Raw genomic sequence first — 16,763 nt, forward strand, 5'->3', positions numbered from 1 at the left:
AGTGTCGCTAGACCGACACCGTCGACACTGTCTCATCCTCCGACCACACCGGACGCCGATCGAGCACGGTGGCAAGACCGAGAACAGCGAGAGCACCCACCGTGAGTGCGGCACCCATCCAGATCGGCGAAATGAATCCGAGTCCCGCAGCGATAGTCATGCCACCGAGCCACGCGCCGAGTGCGTTCCCCACGTTGAAGGCCGCGATATTCGCGCCGGACGCCATAGTGGGAGCTTCCTTCGCATAGTTCATGATGCGCATCTGCAGTCCCGGCACGGTCGCAAATCCGAATGCACCCATCAGAAACAGTGCTGCGACGGTCATGGGCTTGTTGTCGGCGGTGAGAGCGAAAACGACGAGGACCACGGTCAGCACCGCAAGAATGGTGATCAGCGTGCGGGTCAGTGCCTTGTCCGCGGCACGCCCACCGAGGAAGTTGCCGACGAACAAGCCGCCACCGAAGAGGACGAGTAGCCACGGAACACTGGTGGAGGCAAATCCACCGACCTCGGTGAGGGTGAAGGCGATGTAGGTGAAGGCACCGAACATGCCGCCGAACCCGAGAATCGTGACGGCGATCGAAAACCACACCTGGGGTGAGCGGAAGGCGCGCAGTTCGCCCCGAAGTCCGGCTGAGGCAGGATCGCTCGGACGATCCACCGCCGGCACCAGGGTCGCGATCCCGAACAGCGCGATCACACCGATGACGGTGATGGCCCAGAAGGTCGAACGCCATCCGAACTGCTGACCGAGAAAGGTACCGAAGGGGACTCCGAGAACGTTGGCGACGGTGAGTCCGGCGAACATCGTCGCAATGGCGCCCGCCTTCTTGCTCGCGGGTACCAGATCTGCCGCGAGCACGGAGCCGATGCCGAAGAACGCGCCGTGACACAGGGCGGCGAGCACCCGCCCGGCCATCATGACCTCGTAGGTCGGGGCCAGCGCCGACAGCAGATTTCCGCCGATGAACAACACCATCAGTAGTTGGAGGACACGCTTGCGGTCGAAGCGTGTGACGGCCGCGGTGATGACGATGGCTCCGACTGCCACCGACATGGCATAACCGGAGATGAGGTAACCGGCCACCGATTCGCTGACCTGAAAGTCAGCCGACACTTCCGGCAGCAGTCCCATGATGACGAACTCGGTGAGTCCGATACCGAAACCGCCCATGGCGAGGGCGAGTAGGCCCAGTGGCATCGCAGCCACCCCTTTCGTACAGACTCGGAGAATGCGAGCGAGCGCTTTAATCACGCGCCTGCAGTAGTTGCAGGCGCGTGATAAATAGTTGCATACGCGCTCTATGTGCGCAAGCTGGTAATCTTGGTATGGAGCCGCACAACAGGAGGTTGGTCAGTGGCAGTCGCCGATGATGCCGTCGAGATCCGGTCGCAAGGCTGGCGCACGCTCGCCGCCCTGCACGGATTGCTCGAGTCGGAGCTCGAACGTGCACTGCAGCGCGACCACGACCTCTCCGTGGTCGAATACACGGTGCTCGACGCCCTGAACCGCCAGGACGGCTGGCATATGCGGATGGCGCAGCTCGCGCGGGCCGCGGCGCTCAGCAGCAGTGCCACCACCAGGTTGGTGAATCGATTGGAGAACCGGGGCCTACTCACCCGCATTCTGTGCGACGACGACCGTCGCGGTATCTATACCGAGCTCACACCTGCGGGCCGAGCCGCCTTGGACGCGGCGCGCCCCACTCACGATGCCACGCTGGAAGCGGCGCTCGATCAGGCTGCCGAGATTCCCGAGCTCGCCCATCTCGCCCGTGTCCTGCACGAGCTGCCCGGGTGAGCGGCGAAGCGCGCATCGGCACGCGTCGCCGCCCACCGGAGGTCAGCCGAGCGGCGTGAAGTCGCGCGACGCGATGTAGTCGGGCCGGGGACGCGCAGCGGCGAACGGCTCGACGAGAGTGTTCTCGACGCTGTTGAACACGAGGAAGATGTTCGACCGCGGGAACGGCGTGATGTTGTTTCCCGACCCGTGCATCACGTTGGAGTCGAACCACAGCGCGGTGCCCGCAGCGCCGGTGAACTGCTCGATCCCGTACTCCGCGGCCATGTCGGTCACATCCTCCCGCCGAGGAACCCCGACTTCCTGGGAGACCAGCGAGGACGCGTAGTTGTTCTCCGGTGTGGCGCCTACACACTGGACGAAACTCTTGTGCGATCCGGGCATCACCATCAGCGAGCCGTTGAACGGGAAGTTCTCGGTGAGCGTGATCGAACAGCTGACCGTCCGGGGAATCGGGAGGCCGTCCTCGGCGTGCCAGGTCTCGAAGTCGGAATGCCAGTAGAAACCCGTGCCCTTGAAACCGGGCATCGAGTTGATCCGGCTCTGGTGGATGTAGACGTCGGAGCCGAGGAGTTGCCGCGCGCGATCGAGGATTCTGCCGTCGCGAACGAGTTCGGCGACCATCGCACTGCACCGGTGGACGTCGAAAACGGAACGGACCTCGTCCGTGCCGCGTTCGGTGATGACCCGCCCGCTCTCGCGCATCTGCGCGTCGTGGGACAGCCGGCCGAGCTCCTCACGGTAGACGGCGACCTCGTCCGCACCCAGCAGGTTCTCGACGATGGTGAAACCTCGGGCCTCGTGACGCTCTAGGGCTGCGGCGTCGAAGGGGCCGTCGGAGGGCGTTCCCCACACAGCAGGTTCACTGCGCGCGATCATGGACGGCTCGGTGCTGATCCGGGTCGGGTAGTGGTCGCGGCTGTTCGTCTGTTCCTGGATCTCAGCTACCTGAGTCATATGCCCTCCTCGGCGCGTTCCTCTACTTCGGTGTTCTACGAGGACAAAGTCCTCTGATCGGCGCGCAGGCGCTGAACGGCATCGTCGAGATGCTCGGCCAGTAATTCCTGCACCTCTTCACGTGTACCCGTTCTGATCGCTTCTCGCAGCTCGTCGTGTTCTTGGGCCTGCTCCCGAATGTCCTCATAGGTGGTCTGCAGGGCGCCCAGGCACATCCGCGTCTCGATCAGCAAGGTCCGGGCCGCACGAACCAGCCGGGGACTCGATGCGCTTTCCACCAGAACCTGATGAAACAGCTGGTCGGCGTCCGATACGGCGGCGGCGTCACCCCGCTCGGCGGCGGCCTTCATCGCGATGACAGGTGCTTCGAGAGCGCGATAGACGTCTTCCCTCAGCCCGTCGTCGAAAATCATCTCGAGCGCACCTCGCTCGATCACCGATCGGCTCCGGTAGACGTCGATGACGTCGTCGAGGGTCAGCTCCGTCACGAAGATGCCCCGGTGACGGATGCTGTGAAGGATTCCCTCGGACACCAGCCTCTGCATGGCCTCGCGTAGCGGCCCGCGCGACACCTGGAAGTGCGCGGCCAGATCCGCCTCCCCCAGCTGCGTGCCGGGCTCGAGTGCGCCCTTCATGATGGCGTCACGCAGACGATCCGCGATGAACTCGGCAGTCGATTGACGACTGACGGGTTCCAAGTCAGTCAGAGCCATGACTGTGGCCTTTCTCGAACAAGGTTCCTAACGACGGATGCACCGCCGTGTGGCCCGCGAGGCGCAGGCCTTCCCAGATGGTCACCTGGTTTGCCGTGAGGACCGGCTTGCCGAGGCGCTGCTCGAGAGTACTCAGCGCGCCCAGCGTCCTCATCGCCGTATCGGGGATGAGGAGTGCTTCCGAATCCGGGTGATCGTTTTCGACCGCAAGCTCGACCACTTCCTCCGGGCTCAGCGATCCGACTTCGGCGGCGGTGTCGATGCCGGCGCTCGACATGGACAGCACCTCGACGCCGGCAGCGGCGAGGAAGTCGACGAACAACTTCGCGACGTCCTCCGGATAGCTCGCGGCCACCGCGACGCGGGTGATCCCGAGGGCCGCCAGCGCGTGGACGAACGCGAAACTGGTGCTGGACGTGGGCACACCGGTGGCCGCGGCGAGGGCATCGGCCTGCTGCTTCGCGCCGTCGGGTCCGTAGACGAAACTGCCCGAGGTGCACGCCCACACGACGGCGTCCGGCTTCTGCTCCGCAAGGAGGGTGGCGCCGCCGGCGAGCTTCTCGGGACTGCCGAGGTCCAGCAGTTCGGGCACGGCGTGCAGGTCGGTGCCGTAGATGTGCACGACCGGCAGGTCTACCCCGAGCATGTCCGCGGCGAACGGGTAGTCGTCCTCGGCCGCGTGGTCGGGGTAGATGAATCCCACGGTGGGGGCCTGGAGGCGGGTCATGCGTTCTCCTCTGCGGGGGTCGGGGGGTCGGATCAGAAGACGTTGCGGAGCCATTTGCCGGGTCCGGACATCGGGAGCTTCATCCGGCCGAGGCATGCCCAGATCGTGAGCTGATTGGCGGTGAGGACGGGTTTACCGAGTTCCGCCTCGAGCGGGGCGATCACGTCGTAGGTGGGGAGATTGGTGCAGCTGACGAAGATGGCTTCCGATTTCGGGTCGTCGGCGGCGATGATGCGTTCGGCGATCGTCCGGTAGTTGACCTTCCAGATTCCGCCGCCGAGTCCGAGGTGATCGGACCGCACCACGTCGGTTCCCGCCTCGTGCAGAAAACTGTGCAGCCGTTCGGTCAGCGCCGCGTCGTAGGGGGTAATCACCGAGACCTTGCTCAGCTCCAGATGTTCGATCGCCTCGAGGAGGGCGCCCGACGTCGTGATCGCGTGCTGGGCGCCTGCCTCACAGATGGCGTCGCACAGCTTCCGTTCGTGCGCAATGCCCTTGATGAAACTCCCGGACGTGCAGAGGTAGGCGACGACTTCGGGTTCCACATGCATCACGTCACGGGTTGCCGTCATGAGATGCCGGCGCTCGGACACCAGTTCTGCCATCTCCAGGCTCACCGGAACCGGTTCGTAAGGGGTGCGCGCGAGGTGCAGGCTCACCTCGAGCGGCGCCCATCGCCACAGCTCGCGTTCGAGCGCCAGGTCGAACGGGGCGATGATGCCGATTCCTCGCTGCGCAATTGGCCCTTCGAATTCGGGAATGTTCAGTTCCAATACCGGGCCTCACCTTCGCTTCGGCAACGCCTGAGCCTTTTCGGATTGTTGACAATCATACGAGCTACTCTTACGGTGTCAACGTGAGTCGAAAACCGATCGTCGCGGTGCTCCATGCGCAGGTCCTGCCGCGGAACGACCTTATGGCGCCGGTCGACTCGCGCGCCGAGGTCCGCTACACGGACGAGGCCGGGTTGGCTCGTGCGCTCGACGGCGCCGACGTCTTGTTCCTCTACGACTTCCTGAGCGGCGCCGTCCCGGCAGCCTGGCACGCGGCCGACTCGCTGCAGTGGCTCCACATCGCCGCCGCCGGGGTAGACCCGGTGATGTTTCCCGAGGCCCGCGACAGCGACGTCACCATCACCAATTCACGGGGCGTATTCGACGGCGCCATCGCCGAGTACGTGCTGGCGCAGATTCTTTCGTTCGCCAAGGACCTTCCCGGATCGCAACGGTTGCAGCAGTCCCACACCTGGAAACACCGGGAGTCCGAACGCATCGCGGGGCGCACCGCGTTGGTCGTCGGCACCGGTCCCATCGGACGTGCGGTGGCCCGACTGCTCCGCGCTGCCGGAATGACAGTCCGCGGATCGGGGCGCCGGGGGCACGAGTCCGATCCCGACTTCGGCGTCGTTCTGCCGGCGGACGACCTGCCCGCACAGCTCGCCGACGCTGACTACGTCGTCGCAGTGGCGCCGCTCACCGAACAGACACGGCACATGTTCTGCGCAGAGACTTTCGCGGCGATGAAGCCGGGGGCACGGTTCGTCAACGTCGGCCGCGGCGAACTCGTCCGCACCGACGACCTGGTCGAGGCGCTGCGGTCGGGGACGATCGCCGGCGCCGCACTCGACGTGTTCGACTCCGAACCGTTGTCGGCGGACCACCCGTTGTGGGACATGCCGAATGTCTCGATCACGCCACACAATTCGGGTGATTTCGCCGGGTGGCGCGATGCGCTGGTTACCGTGTTCACCGACAACTTCGAACGATGGGTCGCGGGGCACCCCCTCGAGAACGTCGTAGACAAGCAGCTCGGGTACGTCCCGAGCCGCTGAAGCAGGGGCCGACCGTCCAGGATGAAGGAGTCTCCATGAATCCCACCGACATGACCGCCGTCGAACTGGTCACGGCCTACTCGTCCGGAGAGCTGTCGCCCGTAGAGGCAACGCAGGCGATTCTCGACGCCATCACCGAGCGTGACCGCGACATCAATTCGTACTGCCTCGTCGACGCGGAACGAGCTCTCGCCCAGGCGAAGAAGTCGGAGGAGCGCTGGAACACCGGCTACTCCAAGGGCCTGCTCGACGGAGTCCCCATCTCCATCAAGGACATCTTCCTCACCGACGGATGGCCGACGCTCCGCGGTTCCCAGGCGATCGACGAGGATCAGCCGTGGAATGTGGACAGTCCTGTCGCGGCCCGGCTCCGCGAAGACGGGATGGTCTTTCTCGGCAAGACCACCACTCCCGAGATCGCGTGGAAAGCGGTCACCGACAGCGCCCTGTGCGGAATCACCCGCAACCCCGCCGATCCGACCAAGACGGCCGGTGGTTCCTCCGGGGGCAGCGCGGCGGCGGTGGCAGCCGGTCTCGGCCCCTGTTCGGTGGGCACGGACGGCGGCGGCAGCGTGCGCATTCCGGCGTCGTTCTGCGGGGTGGTCGGCTTCAAACCCACTCACGGGCGGATTCCGTTGTTCCCGGCGAGCCCGTTCGGGCCGCTGGCACACGCCGGTCCCCTCACCCGAACCGTGGAGGACGCCGCCCTGCTGATGGACATCATGTCGCTGCCCGACCCCCGCGACCCCACGTCACTCGCCCCCTTCCCCACCACTTTTCGTGGTGAGATCGGCCGCGACGTCGTCGGACTCGGTGTCGCCTACTCGCCGACACTCGGCTACGTCACCGTCGATCCGGAAGTGCGGGCGATCGTCGATCGGGCGGTCCGGTATCTCGACTCGGCCGGTCTTCCGGTCACTGCAGCCGATCCGGGATTCACCGACCCCCTCGACGCTTTCGAACTCCTCTGGGCGGCCGGTGCGGCCGCGATGTTGAAGAACTTCCCCGAAGGTGCGCGGGACAAGGTCGATCCAGGGCTGGCACGGGTGTGGGAGCGCGGCGAGACGTTCAGCGCCGTCGACTATCTCGACGCACGGGCGGTTGCCGCGGACGTCGGCATCACGATGGGCAAGTTCCACTTCAACCACAACGTGCTGCTCACGCCCACCGTCCCCATACCCGCATTCGAGGCCGGATACGACGTCCCACCGGGCAGTGACCTCACTAGCTGGCCCCAATGGACCCCGTTCTCCTACCCGTTCAACCTGACGCAGCAGCCGGCGATCAGCATCCCCGTGGGCAAGACCACCGCGGGACTACCTGTCGGGCTGCAGATCGTCGGACCGCGGCATTCGGACGACCTCGTACTCGCAGTCGCACGGTTCGCCGAGCACGTGCTGGGCTGAATTCGATCCGCGGACCTTCGCAGCGCGTCGCACCTTCCTCAACCGGCGCGATGCGTACGGAAGGTCCGCGGATCGGGGTCCGGCGGTGTCAAGCCCGGGCAAAGCTCATTGTTTCGCCCTCGACTCCGCGCATCCACAGGTCGTTGCACGCCGCCGCCAATTCGGGGAGGCCGTCCTCGATGGCGGCGAACACATTGCCCGGCACCCATCCGACGTCACCGTTGAGCAGTAGGTTGTTGCGGCCGTAGAAGATCGCCAGGTCGGTGGCACCCTGTTCGGCGTGTGCCTCGGAGCCGGGCTCGTACCCGTAGGCGGAGTTCCCGATCTCCCAGGGCTCGAAGTCGAAAAGGCACACGTCGCCGGGAATCGGTGTGACGGTGGGGTTCTCGCGGTGCGGCGCCGCGGTGATGCGCGGGATCAAGGTGTACACCTCGTTCCGCGCGTATTTGGCATGGTAGGCGTCCCCGCTCTGCGGAAGCGCGTTCCACACCGCGTCGCAGGTGCGCGGGGCGTCGTCGTCGAGAAGTCGGGCGCGACACGTCACGCCGCGCTTGTCCAGAGTGATAGTGATGTAGCGAGCCACGTTTCCTCCTTCGTAGCCCCTGTGAGTACTTATTAACCGCGGGCGGTTAATAAGTACTCACAGGGGGTTACACCTCATCGAGCACCTCGGACCAGATCGCGAGCGCGTCTTCGACCTGCTGCTCGGACACGATGAGCGGTGGGACCATGCGTACCACGTTCATGTGGGCACCGCAGGTCAGGAGCAGCAGGCCCTTCCGAGCGGCTAATTGCTGGGCTGCGGTCGCCGTCGCACGGTCCGGTGTTCCGTCGGGCGCGGTGAATTCACTACCGACGAGCAGTCCCAGTCCCCGCACGTCTCCGACGCCCGCACCGGCGGTGCGGCGAGCACCCTCGAGGAGTTGAGCCCCTCGCTCCGCAGCGTTGGTGACAAGCCCCTCCTTCTCGATCACCTCGAGCGTCGCGATCGCGGCAGCGCAGGACACGGCGTTGCCGCCGTACGTTCCGCCCTGCGATCCCGGCCATCCTTTGGCCATGAGTTCGGCCGACGCCGCGATTCCCGACAGCGGGAACCCGCTGGCGAGGCCCTTGGCGATGGTGATGATGTCGGGCCGGACGTCGAAATGCTGATGCCCGAAGAACTTGCCGGTGCGGCCGAATCCGGTCTGAATTTCGTCGATGACGAGGAGGATTCCGTACCGGTCGGCGCGCTCGCGCAGCCCGTGGAAGAACGTCGTGTTGCCGGGCACGTAGCCGCCCTCACCGAGTACCGGCTCGACCACGAAAGCCGCGGTCTCGTTCGGCGCGGTCAGCGTGGCGAAGATGTAGTCCAGCTCCTTCAGCGCGAAGGCCGTAGCTTCTTCCTCCGACCAGCCGTAGCGGTAGGCGTTGGGGAACGGGGCAACGTGGACACCGCCCATCAGCGGACTGAACCCGGCCGAGAACCGGGTACCCGAGGTGGTCATCGTCGCCGTCGCCACGGTGCGGCCGTGGAAGCCACCGTGGAAGACGATCACGTTCGGCCGGCCGGTCGACTGACGGGCGAGGCGCAGGGACGCCTCCACTGCCTCACTTCCCGAGTTCGCGAAGAACAGCGAGTCGAGGTTTTCGGGCAGCACCGCGCCGAGCCGCTCCGTGAGTTCGAGCAACGGCTGGTGCATGACTGTCGTGTACTGGCCGTGGATGAGCGAGCCGACCTGCCGGCGGGCAGCCTCGACCACGTGGGGGTGGCAGTGGCCGGTGCTGGTTACCCCAATTCCCGCGGTGAAGTCGAGGTAACGGCGGCCGTCCGTGCCGTAGAGGTAGCACCCCTCGCCGTGGTCGACCGTCACGGGTGTGGCTTGTGCGAGCAGCGGAGATAACCGAGTCACGAGAACCCTCCCACGCGTAGATGCCGCCGATCGTGCCGCAGCAGTTTGCATTGTCAGATTGTTGACAATCTGTATATCATGGGCGGCATCACTTCGGCAACGGAGAATGGGGAAGAAACATGCTCGAGGAAGCAGCAATTCGTTCGGTGCAGACCGGTCTCTTCATCGGCGGGAAGTGGCGTGACAGCGCCCGCACCATGCCGGTCCACGACCCGTCGACCGGACAGATCCTGTGCACGGTCGCCGATGCCGACGCCACGGAGGCCCGCGAGGCGCTCGACGCGGCGGTGGCGGCGCAGCCGTCGTGGGCCGCCACCACTCCCCGCGAACGCAGCAGCATCCTCATGAACGCGCACCGCCTGCTGCTCGACAACACCGATCGGCTCGCCCTCGTCATGACCCTCGAGATGGGTAAGCCGCTGGCCGAGGCGCGCGGCGAAATCGCCTACGCAGCAGAGTTCTTCCGGTGGTTCGCCGAGGAAGCAGTCCGTATCGACGGCGGTTACATGACCGCACCCGGAGGTGGGTCGCGATTCGTGGTGACCCGGCAGCCCGTCGGACCGAGCCTGCTCATCACTCCGTGGAACTTCCCCATGGCGATGGGGACCCGCAAGATCGGGCCGGCCATTGCTGCCGGATGCACGTCGGTGATCAAGCCCGCCGCGCAGACTCCACTCTCCATCCTCGCCCTCGCCGACATCCTCACCGAAGCCGGACTGCCCGATGGTGTGGTCAACGTGGTGACCACCTCTCGACCGGACGAGGTGATCAGTCCGCTGATCCTCGACGGCCGCGCCCGCAAACTGTCGTTCACGGGATCGACCGCGGTGGGCAAGCACCTCCTCGAACTGTGCGCGCGCACGGTGATGCGCACTTCGATGGAACTCGGCGGGAACGCGCCGTTCCTCGTCTTCGACGACGCGAATCTCGACGACGCCGTCGACGGCGCCATGGCGGCGAAGATGCGCAACATCGGCCAAGCATGCACGGCCGCGAACCGAATCCTCGTGCACAGTTCGGTCGCCGAGGAGTTCACGCGCAAGCTCACACAGCGGATGGAGGCACTGCCCGTCGGGCGCGGTACCGAGGACGGCGTCGTGGTCGGACCCCTGATCGACGAGGCGGCAGTGGCGAAGGTGAGCACTCTCGTCGCAGACGCGGTCGGGCGCGGCGCCTCCGTCCTCACCGGTGGTGAACCACTCGACCGTCCCGGCAACTTCTACCCTGCGACCGTGTTGACGGGTGTGCCGGACGACGCCGAGATGTGCCACAACGAAATCTTCGGGCCCGTGGCGGCGATCAGCACCTTCGACACCGAGGCGGAGGCGATCGAGCGGGCCAACGACACCCCGTACGGGCTGGTGGCGTACGTCTACACCGAGAACCTCAAACGCGGGTTGCGAGTCAGCGAAGCTCTCGAAACGGGAATGGTGGGCCTCAACCAGGGAGTCGTGTCCAACCCGGCGGCACCGTTCGGCGGGGTGAAGGAATCCGGGCTGGGCCGCGAGGGTGGGCTCACCGGCATCGACGAGTTCCTCGAAACCAAGTACATCGGAGTCGCGATGTGAGTGCGACTCCGGCCGGCAGGTGCCCTACAGCCAGGTGTCTTCCGACGACGTCGTGAGAAAAGCCTCGAGGTCGTCACGCCACGGCGCGGGCACAGTCTTGTCGGGTTCGATGCCCGTGTACTGCCCGCGGTAGAACAGCAGGGGTCGCTCCTCGCGGATCTCGCTGAGCGAAGACACGCGGCCGAACACCACCCAGTGATCGCCGCCGTCGTGCACGGTCTCGAGTGTGCAGTCGATGTGGGCGAGCGAACCGGTGAGAATGGGTGAACCCAGCGGCGACTCCGTCCAGTCGATCCCGGCGAACTTGTCCGGGTCGCGGGACCCGAATCGCGCACACGTCGACTGCTGCTCCTCGGCGAGCACGTTCACACAGAAGACACCACTGCGTTCGATGGCCGCCCACGACCTCGACGTCTTGGTGGGACAGAACAGCACGAGCGGAGGCTCGAGGGACAGCGCGGCGAAGGACTGGCACGCGAAACCAACCGGTGTGCCGTCGTCGGTCGTGGTGATGATGGTGACACCCGTACAGAACTGACCCAGCACCGTGCGGAACCGGCGCGGGTCGATCGCCTGCTCCGCAAGGTCCGCACTGTCCGCCCTCTCGCTCACGACTGCATCCCGACACCGAAGTCGTGACCCCACAGACTGACCGCCGTGCTCTCTCTCGCCACCCAGCTCTCGTCTTCGACCTGTCTTCCCTCGCAGCCGAACTCGATGTCGAAGCCGCCTGGGGTCTTCATGTAGAACGAGAGCATGAGGTCGTTGACGTGGCGGCCGAGGGTCGCCGACATCTTCACCTTCTTCCGCAGTGCGCGGTCGAGGCAGAGCCCGACATCGTCGGAGTTCTCCACCTCGATCATGAGGTGCACGATCCCGCTGGGCGTGGGCATCGGCAGAAACGCGAGGCTGTGGTGGCGCGGATTGCAGCCGAAGAACCGCAGCCACGCCGGTTTCCCGTCGGCCGGCCGCCCGACCATCTGCGGCGGCAATCGCATGGAGTCGCGCAGACGGAACCCGAGGACGTCGCGGTAGAAGCGCAGCGAAGCGTCGTCGTCTGTGGTGGAAAGGACGACGTGGCCGAGCCCCTGTTCGCCGGTGACGAATTTGTGCCCGTAGGGGCTGACCACGCGGCGGTGCTCGAGGGCCGCACCGTGGAATGCCTCCAGTGTGTTGCCCGACGGGTCCTCGAAGGTGATCAGCTCGTCTACCCTGCGATCCTGCAGTTGCTCGGCCGTTCCCTCCTTGAAGGGCACGCCTGCCGTCGAGAGGTTGTTCCGGACCTGTTCGAGCTCTGCGGCATTCGCGGTTTCCCATCCCGACACCGACAGTCGGTCGTGGTCGCCGGGGAAGATGACGAGCCGAGCCGGAAAGTCGTCCATCCGCAGATACAGGGCATCGGGGTTGTTGCCTTTCCCCTCGACCATGCCCAGAACTTTGAGTCCGTACTCACGCCACGCGGCCATGTCGGTGGCTTCGATACGCATGTATGCCAGTGACCGAATACCCATCACTTGCCCCCGTCCAGGAGGAAATCGGCTGCCAATCGGTTGAATTCGTCGAACTTCTCGAGCTGCGCCCAGTGCCCGCACCCACCGAACACGTGCAGTTGCGCGCGCGGGATCAGCTTGAGTGCCACCAGCGCCCCGTCGAGCGGATTGACCCGGTCCTCTCGTCCCCAGATCAACAGGACCCGCTGACGGAGCTTGTACGCGTCCCGCCACAGCATGCCCTGCTCGAAGTCCGCGGAGGAGAACGACTTCCCCATCGCCTTCGCCGCCGCCAGCGACTCCGGGGTACTTGCTGCAGCAAAGCGTTCGTCCACCAATTCGGGGGTGATCAATTTCTGGTCGAACACCATGATGCGCAGAAACGCCTCGAGGTTTTCGCGGGTGGGCTCGTAGCTGAACTTGCCGAGGTTTTTGACGCCCTCGGTCGGGTCGGGGGCGAACAGGTTGACGCTCAACCCGCCCGGGCCCATCAGGACGAGACGTCCTGCGCGGTCGGGATAGTCGAGAGCGAACCGCACTGCGGCACCGCCACCGAGGGAATTGCCGAGCAGGTGGACGCGTCCGCTGATGTCGAGGGTGCCGAGCAGATCGTTCAGCGCCGAGGCGCTGTGCACGAAGTACTGCGGGTGCTCGGTGGGCTTGTCAGACAACCCGTAACCCGGTTGATCAACCGCCAAGACGTGGAACTTTTCGGCAAGAACCGGAATGTTTCTCGCAAAGTTCGACCACGACGACGCGCCGGGTCCACCGCCGTGCAGCAGCACGATCGTGGGGCCGTTCCCGACGCCGGCCTCGTGATAGTGCAGTCTCAGGTCGGGCCGTACCTGCGCGAACTTCGATGTGGACTCGAACGTGAGGGCTTCCTCGGTCGTCGTCACATGTTCTCCTAAACCATCGTGTCCGTGATCGGCAAACCGAATTCACCGGTCCCGTACATGACGTAGGCCCGCTCGGGATCATTCGCCGCGTGCACGCGTCCGGCATGCGCGTCTCGCCAGAAACGCTGCAACGGTGTGCCGTTGGCCAGCGCCGTGGCACCGGAACTCTCGAACAGCTTGTCGATCGACGAAATGGCCCGGCCCGTGGCGCGTACCTGGTCACGTCGCGCGCGGAGACGGAGCTCGAAAGGCACGTCGCGCCCCGCGAGAAGACACGCGTACTCGTCGGCCACGTTGCCCGACAGCTGCCGCCAGGCGGCGTCGATGTCGCTGGACGCCTCGGCGATCCGGACCTTGGCGAACGGATCGTCCTTTGCCTTCTCACCGGCGAATGCTGCGCGGACACGCTTGCCCTGATGCTCGACGTGTGCGTCGTACGCGCCGTAGGCCATACCGACGATCGGAGCGGAAATCGTGGTCGGATGAATCGTCCCCCACGGCATTTTGTACACCGGGGCGGTGTTCTGCTCGAGCCCCGGAGCTGTCAGGTTGCTCATCGCCTTGAAACTCAGGAAGCGGTGGCGGGGAACGAACACGTCCTTCACCACCACCGTGTTGCTGCCGGTTCCCCTCAGTCCCACCACGTTCCACACGTCGTCGATGCGATAGTCCTCGCGGGGAATGAGGAAGCTGCCGAAGTCGACCGGCCGCCCGTCCTTGATCACGGGACCACCGAGCACTGCCCAGCTGGCGTGGTCACACCCGGACGACCATGCCCAGGCACCGTTCACCGTGTAACCACCGTCGACCACCTGGCCGGCGCCCATCGGGGCGTAGGAGGACGAGATGCGCACATCGGTATCCTTGCCCCACACGTCTTCCTGCGCCTGCTGGGTGAAGAGACCGAGATGCCAGTTGTGAACTCCGATGATCGACGAGACCCATCCGGTGGAGCCGCAGGCACTCGCGATCTTCCGCACCGCGGAGTAGAACAGCACCGGATCGGCCTGGAAGCCGCCCCACTGCTCCGGCTGAAGCAGTTTGAAGAAGCCGGACTCCTGGAGTGCCTTGATCGATTCGTCGGGGATGCGACGTAGATCCTCGGTTTCCTGCGCACGCTCGCGCAGTGTCGGCAGTAGCGCCTCGAGCCGCTGCATCACCTCGTGACTGTCATGGTCACCCACAGGACGCTCCTGTCTCGTCGATGGTTCACTCACTCTCTGAGACTAGAACACGTTCCCATTTCTGTCGAGACTCACGGAAAGACGCAGTTCGACGGCCCAGCGCTCGAAGAAAGCCGCTCGAAATCTGGCGAATCGTGGGGAACTTCTATAACGTGTTCTACTGACAGCATGAAGGGATGTGAGGGCACAATGGCGCAGATTCGCGAGATCGATGTAGGCACTGTCCAGACCCGCTTCGCGCGTGGTTGGCACTGCCTCGGCTTGACCAAGACATTCAAGGACGGCAATCCGCATTCGGTCCTGGCTTTCGGCACCAAGCTCGTAGTCTTCGCCGACAGCAAAGGCGAACTGAAAGTTCTGGACGCCTACTGCCGTCACATGGGCGGTGACCTCTCCCAGGGCTCGGTCAAGGGCGATTCCGTCGCGTGCCCGTTCCACGACTGGCGCTGGGGTGGCAACGGCAAGTGCACGAGCATTCCCTACGCACGCCGGGTGCCGCCGATCGCGCGCACGCGGTCGTGGACCACGCTGGAGCGGAACGGGCAGCTCTTCGTCTGGAACGACCCCGAGGGCAATCCGCCGCCAGACGAGGTGACCATCCCCCGGATCGACGGCGCGTACAGCGACGAATGGACCGACTGGACCTGGAATTCGATGCTGATCGAGGGCGCCAACTGCCGCGAGATCATCGACAACGTGGTCGACATGGCGCACTTCTTCTACATCCACTACGCATTTCCGACGTACTTCAAGAACGTCTTCGAAGGCCACATCGCGACCCAGTACCTCAACACGAAGGGTCGCCCCGACGTGGGGATGGCGACGCAGTACGGCATGGAGTCGCTGCTGCGCTCCGAGGCCGCGTACTACGGGCCGTCCTACATGATCAATCCGCTGTGGAACAGCTACGGCGGGTACGAGGTCGAGAGCGTCCTCATCAACTGCCACTATCCGGTGACGAACAATTCGTTCATGCTCCAGTACGGCGTCACCGTCAAGAAGCCGACCGGCATCGACGACGACACCGCCGACAAGCTGGCGACCAAGTTCACCGAGGGCATCGCCGAGGGCTTCCTGCAGGACGTCGAAATCTGGAAGAACAAGACCAAGATCGACAACCCCCTGCTGTGCGACGAGGACGGCCCGGTCTACCAGCTGCGACGGTGGTACGACCAGTTCTACGTCGATGTCGCCGACGTCACCGAGAAGATGACGCAGCGTTTCGAGTTCGAGGTCGACACCACCAAGGCCAACGAGGCCTGGCAGCACGAGGTGGAGGAAAACCTGGCCCGGCAGAAGGCCGAGCGAGAGGCCGCGGAACAGACGGTGACCGCCGGCTCCGAGAACAAGGAAGCGCAGGTCTGATCATGAGTGCCTCGACCGAATGGGCCAAAGCTCCCGACTACGCCGGGCAACCTGCTCGGCTCGAGGCCATTCATGCGCAGACGATGGCCGACAAGGCCAACTACCTCGACGACGGAATGAACGAGGTCGAGTGCCGCACCTGCGGCACCTGCGTCCTGGTGCGCAAGAACAGTCTCAAACACACCAGCGTCCAATGGACGAGCGACCCGGCGAAGACGTGTCCGACGTTTCGCGACCGGGCCGCGGAGGGGCAGCCCACCGCCCTTCAGGACGGCTGCCCGCGGCTGTGGGACAGCATCAACCACGCGGTGATGGAGGGGTTCATCGACGTGCGCGATCACCTCGAGTAGCCGTCCGGTTCCACCCTGCTCTCGCCCGATGTGACAGGGGTGCAGTTCGACTGCGCCCGATGGCACATCGGGCGAAGCTGTGCGTACCCCTTTCGCCTGCGAACCCGGCGACTTACGCTGAAAGTGCCGTCGGACACGGCGGTTTCCGCCGAGCCGGAGGCAACCCATGACAGGCCGAATCGTGCATTTCGAGATCCCCTTCGACGACGGTGAGCGCGCCCGCGCCTTCTACCGTGACGCGTTCGGCTGGGCCATCGCCGAGATCCCAGAGATGGACTACAGCATGGTCACCACCGGACCGGTGGGCGAGAGCGGAATGCCCACCGAGCCCGGGTTCATCAACGGCGGCATGATGCAGCGCGACGAGGTGGCCTCCCCCGTCGTCGTCGTCGACGTCGAGAGCATCGACTCCGCACTGGAGAAGGTCGAATCGCTCGGCGGGAAGACGGTCACCGGCAGGACACCCGTCGGCACGATGGGGTTCGCCGCCTACTTCACCGATACCGAGGGCAACGTCGTCGGGCTCTGGGAAACCGCCCGCTGACCTGTGAGTACTTATTAACCGCCCGCGGTTAATAAG

At 65.1% G+C, this 16,763-nt stretch carries 18 protein-coding genes; 7 read left to right on the forward strand and 11 right to left on the reverse strand.

Annotation, left to right across the window (positions count from 1 at the left end; translation table 11 throughout):
- Window positions 1-7: 7 nt before the first annotated feature.
- On the reverse strand, window positions 8-1,201 hold the full coding sequence (locus tag L1080_RS21625) for an MFS transporter (protein WP_250772944.1): 1,194 nt from the start codon (window positions 1,199-1,201) through the stop codon (window positions 8-10).
- Between the two features lie 156 nt (window positions 1,202-1,357).
- Between L1080_RS21625 and L1080_RS21630 the strand changes: the two genes are divergently transcribed.
- Window positions 1,358-1,801, forward strand: coding sequence for a MarR family winged helix-turn-helix transcriptional regulator (locus L1080_RS21630; RefSeq protein ID WP_250772942.1), 444 nt, complete (start codon window positions 1,358-1,360; stop codon window positions 1,799-1,801).
- A 42-nt stretch (window positions 1,802-1,843) separates the two neighbouring features.
- On the opposite strand, the gene thpD is transcribed toward L1080_RS21630, so the two are convergent.
- From thpD to L1080_RS21650, 4 genes are read right to left on the reverse strand one after another with little or no spacing between them, the layout of a single operon-like run.
- The gene (gene thpD, locus L1080_RS21635; protein WP_250772933.1) at window positions 1,844-2,758 is read right to left on the reverse strand and encodes an ectoine hydroxylase; all 915 of its coding nucleotides are present in this window, start codon (window positions 2,756-2,758) and stop codon (window positions 1,844-1,846) included.
- Window positions 2,759-2,793: 35 nt separating this feature from the next.
- Complete coding sequence (locus tag L1080_RS21640; RefSeq protein ID WP_250772931.1) at window positions 2,794-3,471, reverse strand: GntR family transcriptional regulator; 678 nt, start codon at window positions 3,469-3,471, stop codon at window positions 2,794-2,796.
- On the reverse strand, window positions 3,458-4,198 hold the full coding sequence (locus L1080_RS21645; protein WP_250772929.1) for a maleate cis-trans isomerase family protein: 741 nt from the start codon (window positions 4,196-4,198) through the stop codon (window positions 3,458-3,460). Before L1080_RS21645 ends, L1080_RS21640 begins: the two co-directional genes overlap by 14 nt.
- 32 nt (window positions 4,199-4,230) lie before the next feature.
- Window positions 4,231-4,971, reverse strand: coding sequence for a maleate cis-trans isomerase family protein (locus L1080_RS21650; protein ID WP_159919109.1), 741 nt, complete (start codon window positions 4,969-4,971; stop codon window positions 4,231-4,233).
- A gap of 83 nt (window positions 4,972-5,054) precedes the next feature.
- Between L1080_RS21650 and L1080_RS21655 the strand changes: the two genes are divergently transcribed.
- A complete protein-coding gene (locus L1080_RS21655) occupies window positions 5,055-6,029 on the forward strand; it encodes a D-2-hydroxyacid dehydrogenase (RefSeq protein ID WP_250772927.1) in 975 nt (324 codons plus the stop codon).
- Window positions 6,030-6,064: 35 nt separating this feature from the next.
- On the forward strand, window positions 6,065-7,435 hold the full coding sequence (locus L1080_RS21660) for an amidase (RefSeq protein ID WP_250772925.1): 1,371 nt from the start codon (window positions 6,065-6,067) through the stop codon (window positions 7,433-7,435).
- An 88-nt stretch (window positions 7,436-7,523) separates the two neighbouring features.
- Here L1080_RS21660 and L1080_RS21665 read toward each other — a convergent pair whose 3' ends face one another.
- Window positions 7,524-8,018 carry a DUF3830 family protein gene (locus L1080_RS21665; RefSeq protein ID WP_109326674.1) on the reverse strand — a complete coding sequence of 165 codons (495 nt, stop codon included), beginning with the start codon at window positions 8,016-8,018 and terminating at the stop codon, window positions 7,524-7,526.
- Window positions 8,019-8,085: 67 nt separating this feature from the next.
- On the reverse strand, window positions 8,086-9,327 hold the full coding sequence (locus L1080_RS21670; protein WP_213574017.1) for an aspartate aminotransferase family protein: 1,242 nt from the start codon (window positions 9,325-9,327) through the stop codon (window positions 8,086-8,088).
- A 119-nt stretch (window positions 9,328-9,446) separates the two neighbouring features.
- Here L1080_RS21670 and L1080_RS21675 point away from each other — a divergent pair, with 119 nt between their 5' ends.
- Window positions 9,447-10,895 (forward strand): NAD-dependent succinate-semialdehyde dehydrogenase, encoded by a 1,449-nt coding sequence (locus L1080_RS21675; protein ID WP_250772922.1) that lies wholly within the window; start codon window positions 9,447-9,449, stop codon window positions 10,893-10,895.
- A gap of 24 nt (window positions 10,896-10,919) precedes the next feature.
- Here the strand turns inward: L1080_RS21675 and hsaB are convergent, their stop codons facing one another.
- From hsaB to hsaA, 4 genes are read right to left on the reverse strand one after another with little or no spacing between them, the layout of a single operon-like run.
- On the reverse strand, window positions 10,920-11,507 hold the full coding sequence (gene hsaB / locus L1080_RS21680; protein ID WP_283254036.1) for a 3-hydroxy-9,10-secoandrosta-1,3,5(10)-triene-9,17-dione monooxygenase reductase subunit: 588 nt from the start codon (window positions 11,505-11,507) through the stop codon (window positions 10,920-10,922).
- Window positions 11,504-12,406: an iron-dependent extradiol dioxygenase HsaC gene (gene hsaC / locus L1080_RS21685; protein ID WP_159919103.1), complete on the reverse strand. Its 903-nt coding sequence runs from the start codon at window positions 12,404-12,406 to the stop codon at window positions 11,504-11,506. Before hsaC ends, hsaB begins: the two co-directional genes overlap by 4 nt.
- Window positions 12,406-13,284 (reverse strand): 4,5:9,10-diseco-3-hydroxy-5,9,17-trioxoandrosta-1(10),2-diene-4-oate hydrolase, encoded by an 879-nt coding sequence (hsaD, locus tag L1080_RS21690; protein ID WP_159919102.1) that lies wholly within the window; start codon window positions 13,282-13,284, stop codon window positions 12,406-12,408. The genes hsaC and hsaD overlap by 1 nt, the downstream gene beginning before the upstream one ends.
- Before the next feature lie 8 nt (window positions 13,285-13,292).
- Complete coding sequence (hsaA, locus tag L1080_RS21695; RefSeq protein WP_201453588.1) at window positions 13,293-14,441, reverse strand: 3-hydroxy-9,10-secoandrosta-1,3,5(10)-triene-9,17-dione monooxygenase oxygenase subunit; 1,149 nt, start codon at window positions 14,439-14,441, stop codon at window positions 13,293-13,295.
- Window positions 14,442-14,657: 216 nt separating this feature from the next.
- On the opposite strand from hsaA, the gene L1080_RS21700 reads away from it, so the two are divergent.
- The 3 genes from L1080_RS21700 (at window position 14,658) to L1080_RS21710 (ending at window position 16,727) form a co-directional block, all read left to right on the forward strand.
- A complete protein-coding gene (locus tag L1080_RS21700) occupies window positions 14,658-15,833 on the forward strand; it encodes a Rieske 2Fe-2S domain-containing protein (RefSeq protein ID WP_250772920.1) in 1,176 nt (391 codons plus the stop codon).
- A gap of 2 nt (window positions 15,834-15,835) precedes the next feature.
- Complete coding sequence (locus tag L1080_RS21705; protein ID WP_159919100.1) at window positions 15,836-16,183, forward strand: hypothetical protein; 348 nt, start codon at window positions 15,836-15,838, stop codon at window positions 16,181-16,183.
- 166 nt (window positions 16,184-16,349) lie between these two features.
- Entirely contained in the window at window positions 16,350-16,727 is a 378-nt protein-coding gene (locus L1080_RS21710) for a VOC family protein (protein WP_250772917.1), read from the forward strand.
- Window positions 16,728-16,763 lie beyond the last annotated feature (36 nt).

Origin of the sequence: Rhodococcus sp. MSC1_016, from assembly GCF_023667485.2 — a bacterium.
Taxonomy (GTDB): domain Bacteria; phylum Actinomycetota; class Actinomycetes; order Mycobacteriales; family Mycobacteriaceae; genus Rhodococcus_F; species Rhodococcus_F oxybenzonivorans.

What these genes read in the sequence shown, in the direction of transcription:
- L1080_RS21710 (WP_250772917.1), top strand. Translation starts at nt 16,350, where the DNA reads ATGACAGGCCGAATCGTGCATTTCGAGATCCCCTTCGACGACGGTGAG.
- L1080_RS21700 (WP_250772920.1), top strand. Translation starts at nt 14,658, where the DNA reads ATGGCGCAGATTCGCGAGATCGATGTAGGCACTGTCCAGACCCGCTTC.
- L1080_RS21705 (WP_159919100.1), top strand. Translation starts at nt 15,836, where the DNA reads ATGAGTGCCTCGACCGAATGGGCCAAAGCTCCCGACTACGCCGGGCAA.
- hsaC (WP_159919103.1), bottom strand. Translation starts at nt 12,406, where the DNA reads ATGGGTATTCGGTCACTGGCATACATGCGTATCGAAGCCACCGACATG.
- L1080_RS21625 (WP_250772944.1), bottom strand. Translation starts at nt 1,201, where the DNA reads ATGCCACTGGGCCTACTCGCCCTCGCCATGGGCGGTTTCGGTATCGGA.
- L1080_RS21640 (WP_250772931.1), bottom strand. Translation starts at nt 3,471, where the DNA reads ATGGCTCTGACTGACTTGGAACCCGTCAGTCGTCAATCGACTGCCGAG.
- thpD (WP_250772933.1), bottom strand. Translation starts at nt 2,758, where the DNA reads ATGACTCAGGTAGCTGAGATCCAGGAACAGACGAACAGCCGCGACCAC.
- hsaA (WP_201453588.1), bottom strand. Translation starts at nt 14,441, where the DNA reads ATGCAGCGGCTCGAGGCGCTACTGCCGACACTGCGCGAGCGTGCGCAG.
- L1080_RS21675 (WP_250772922.1), top strand. Translation starts at nt 9,447, where the DNA reads ATGCTCGAGGAAGCAGCAATTCGTTCGGTGCAGACCGGTCTCTTCATC.
- L1080_RS21645 (WP_250772929.1), bottom strand. Translation starts at nt 4,198, where the DNA reads ATGACCCGCCTCCAGGCCCCCACCGTGGGATTCATCTACCCCGACCAC.
- L1080_RS21660 (WP_250772925.1), top strand. Translation starts at nt 6,065, where the DNA reads ATGAATCCCACCGACATGACCGCCGTCGAACTGGTCACGGCCTACTCG.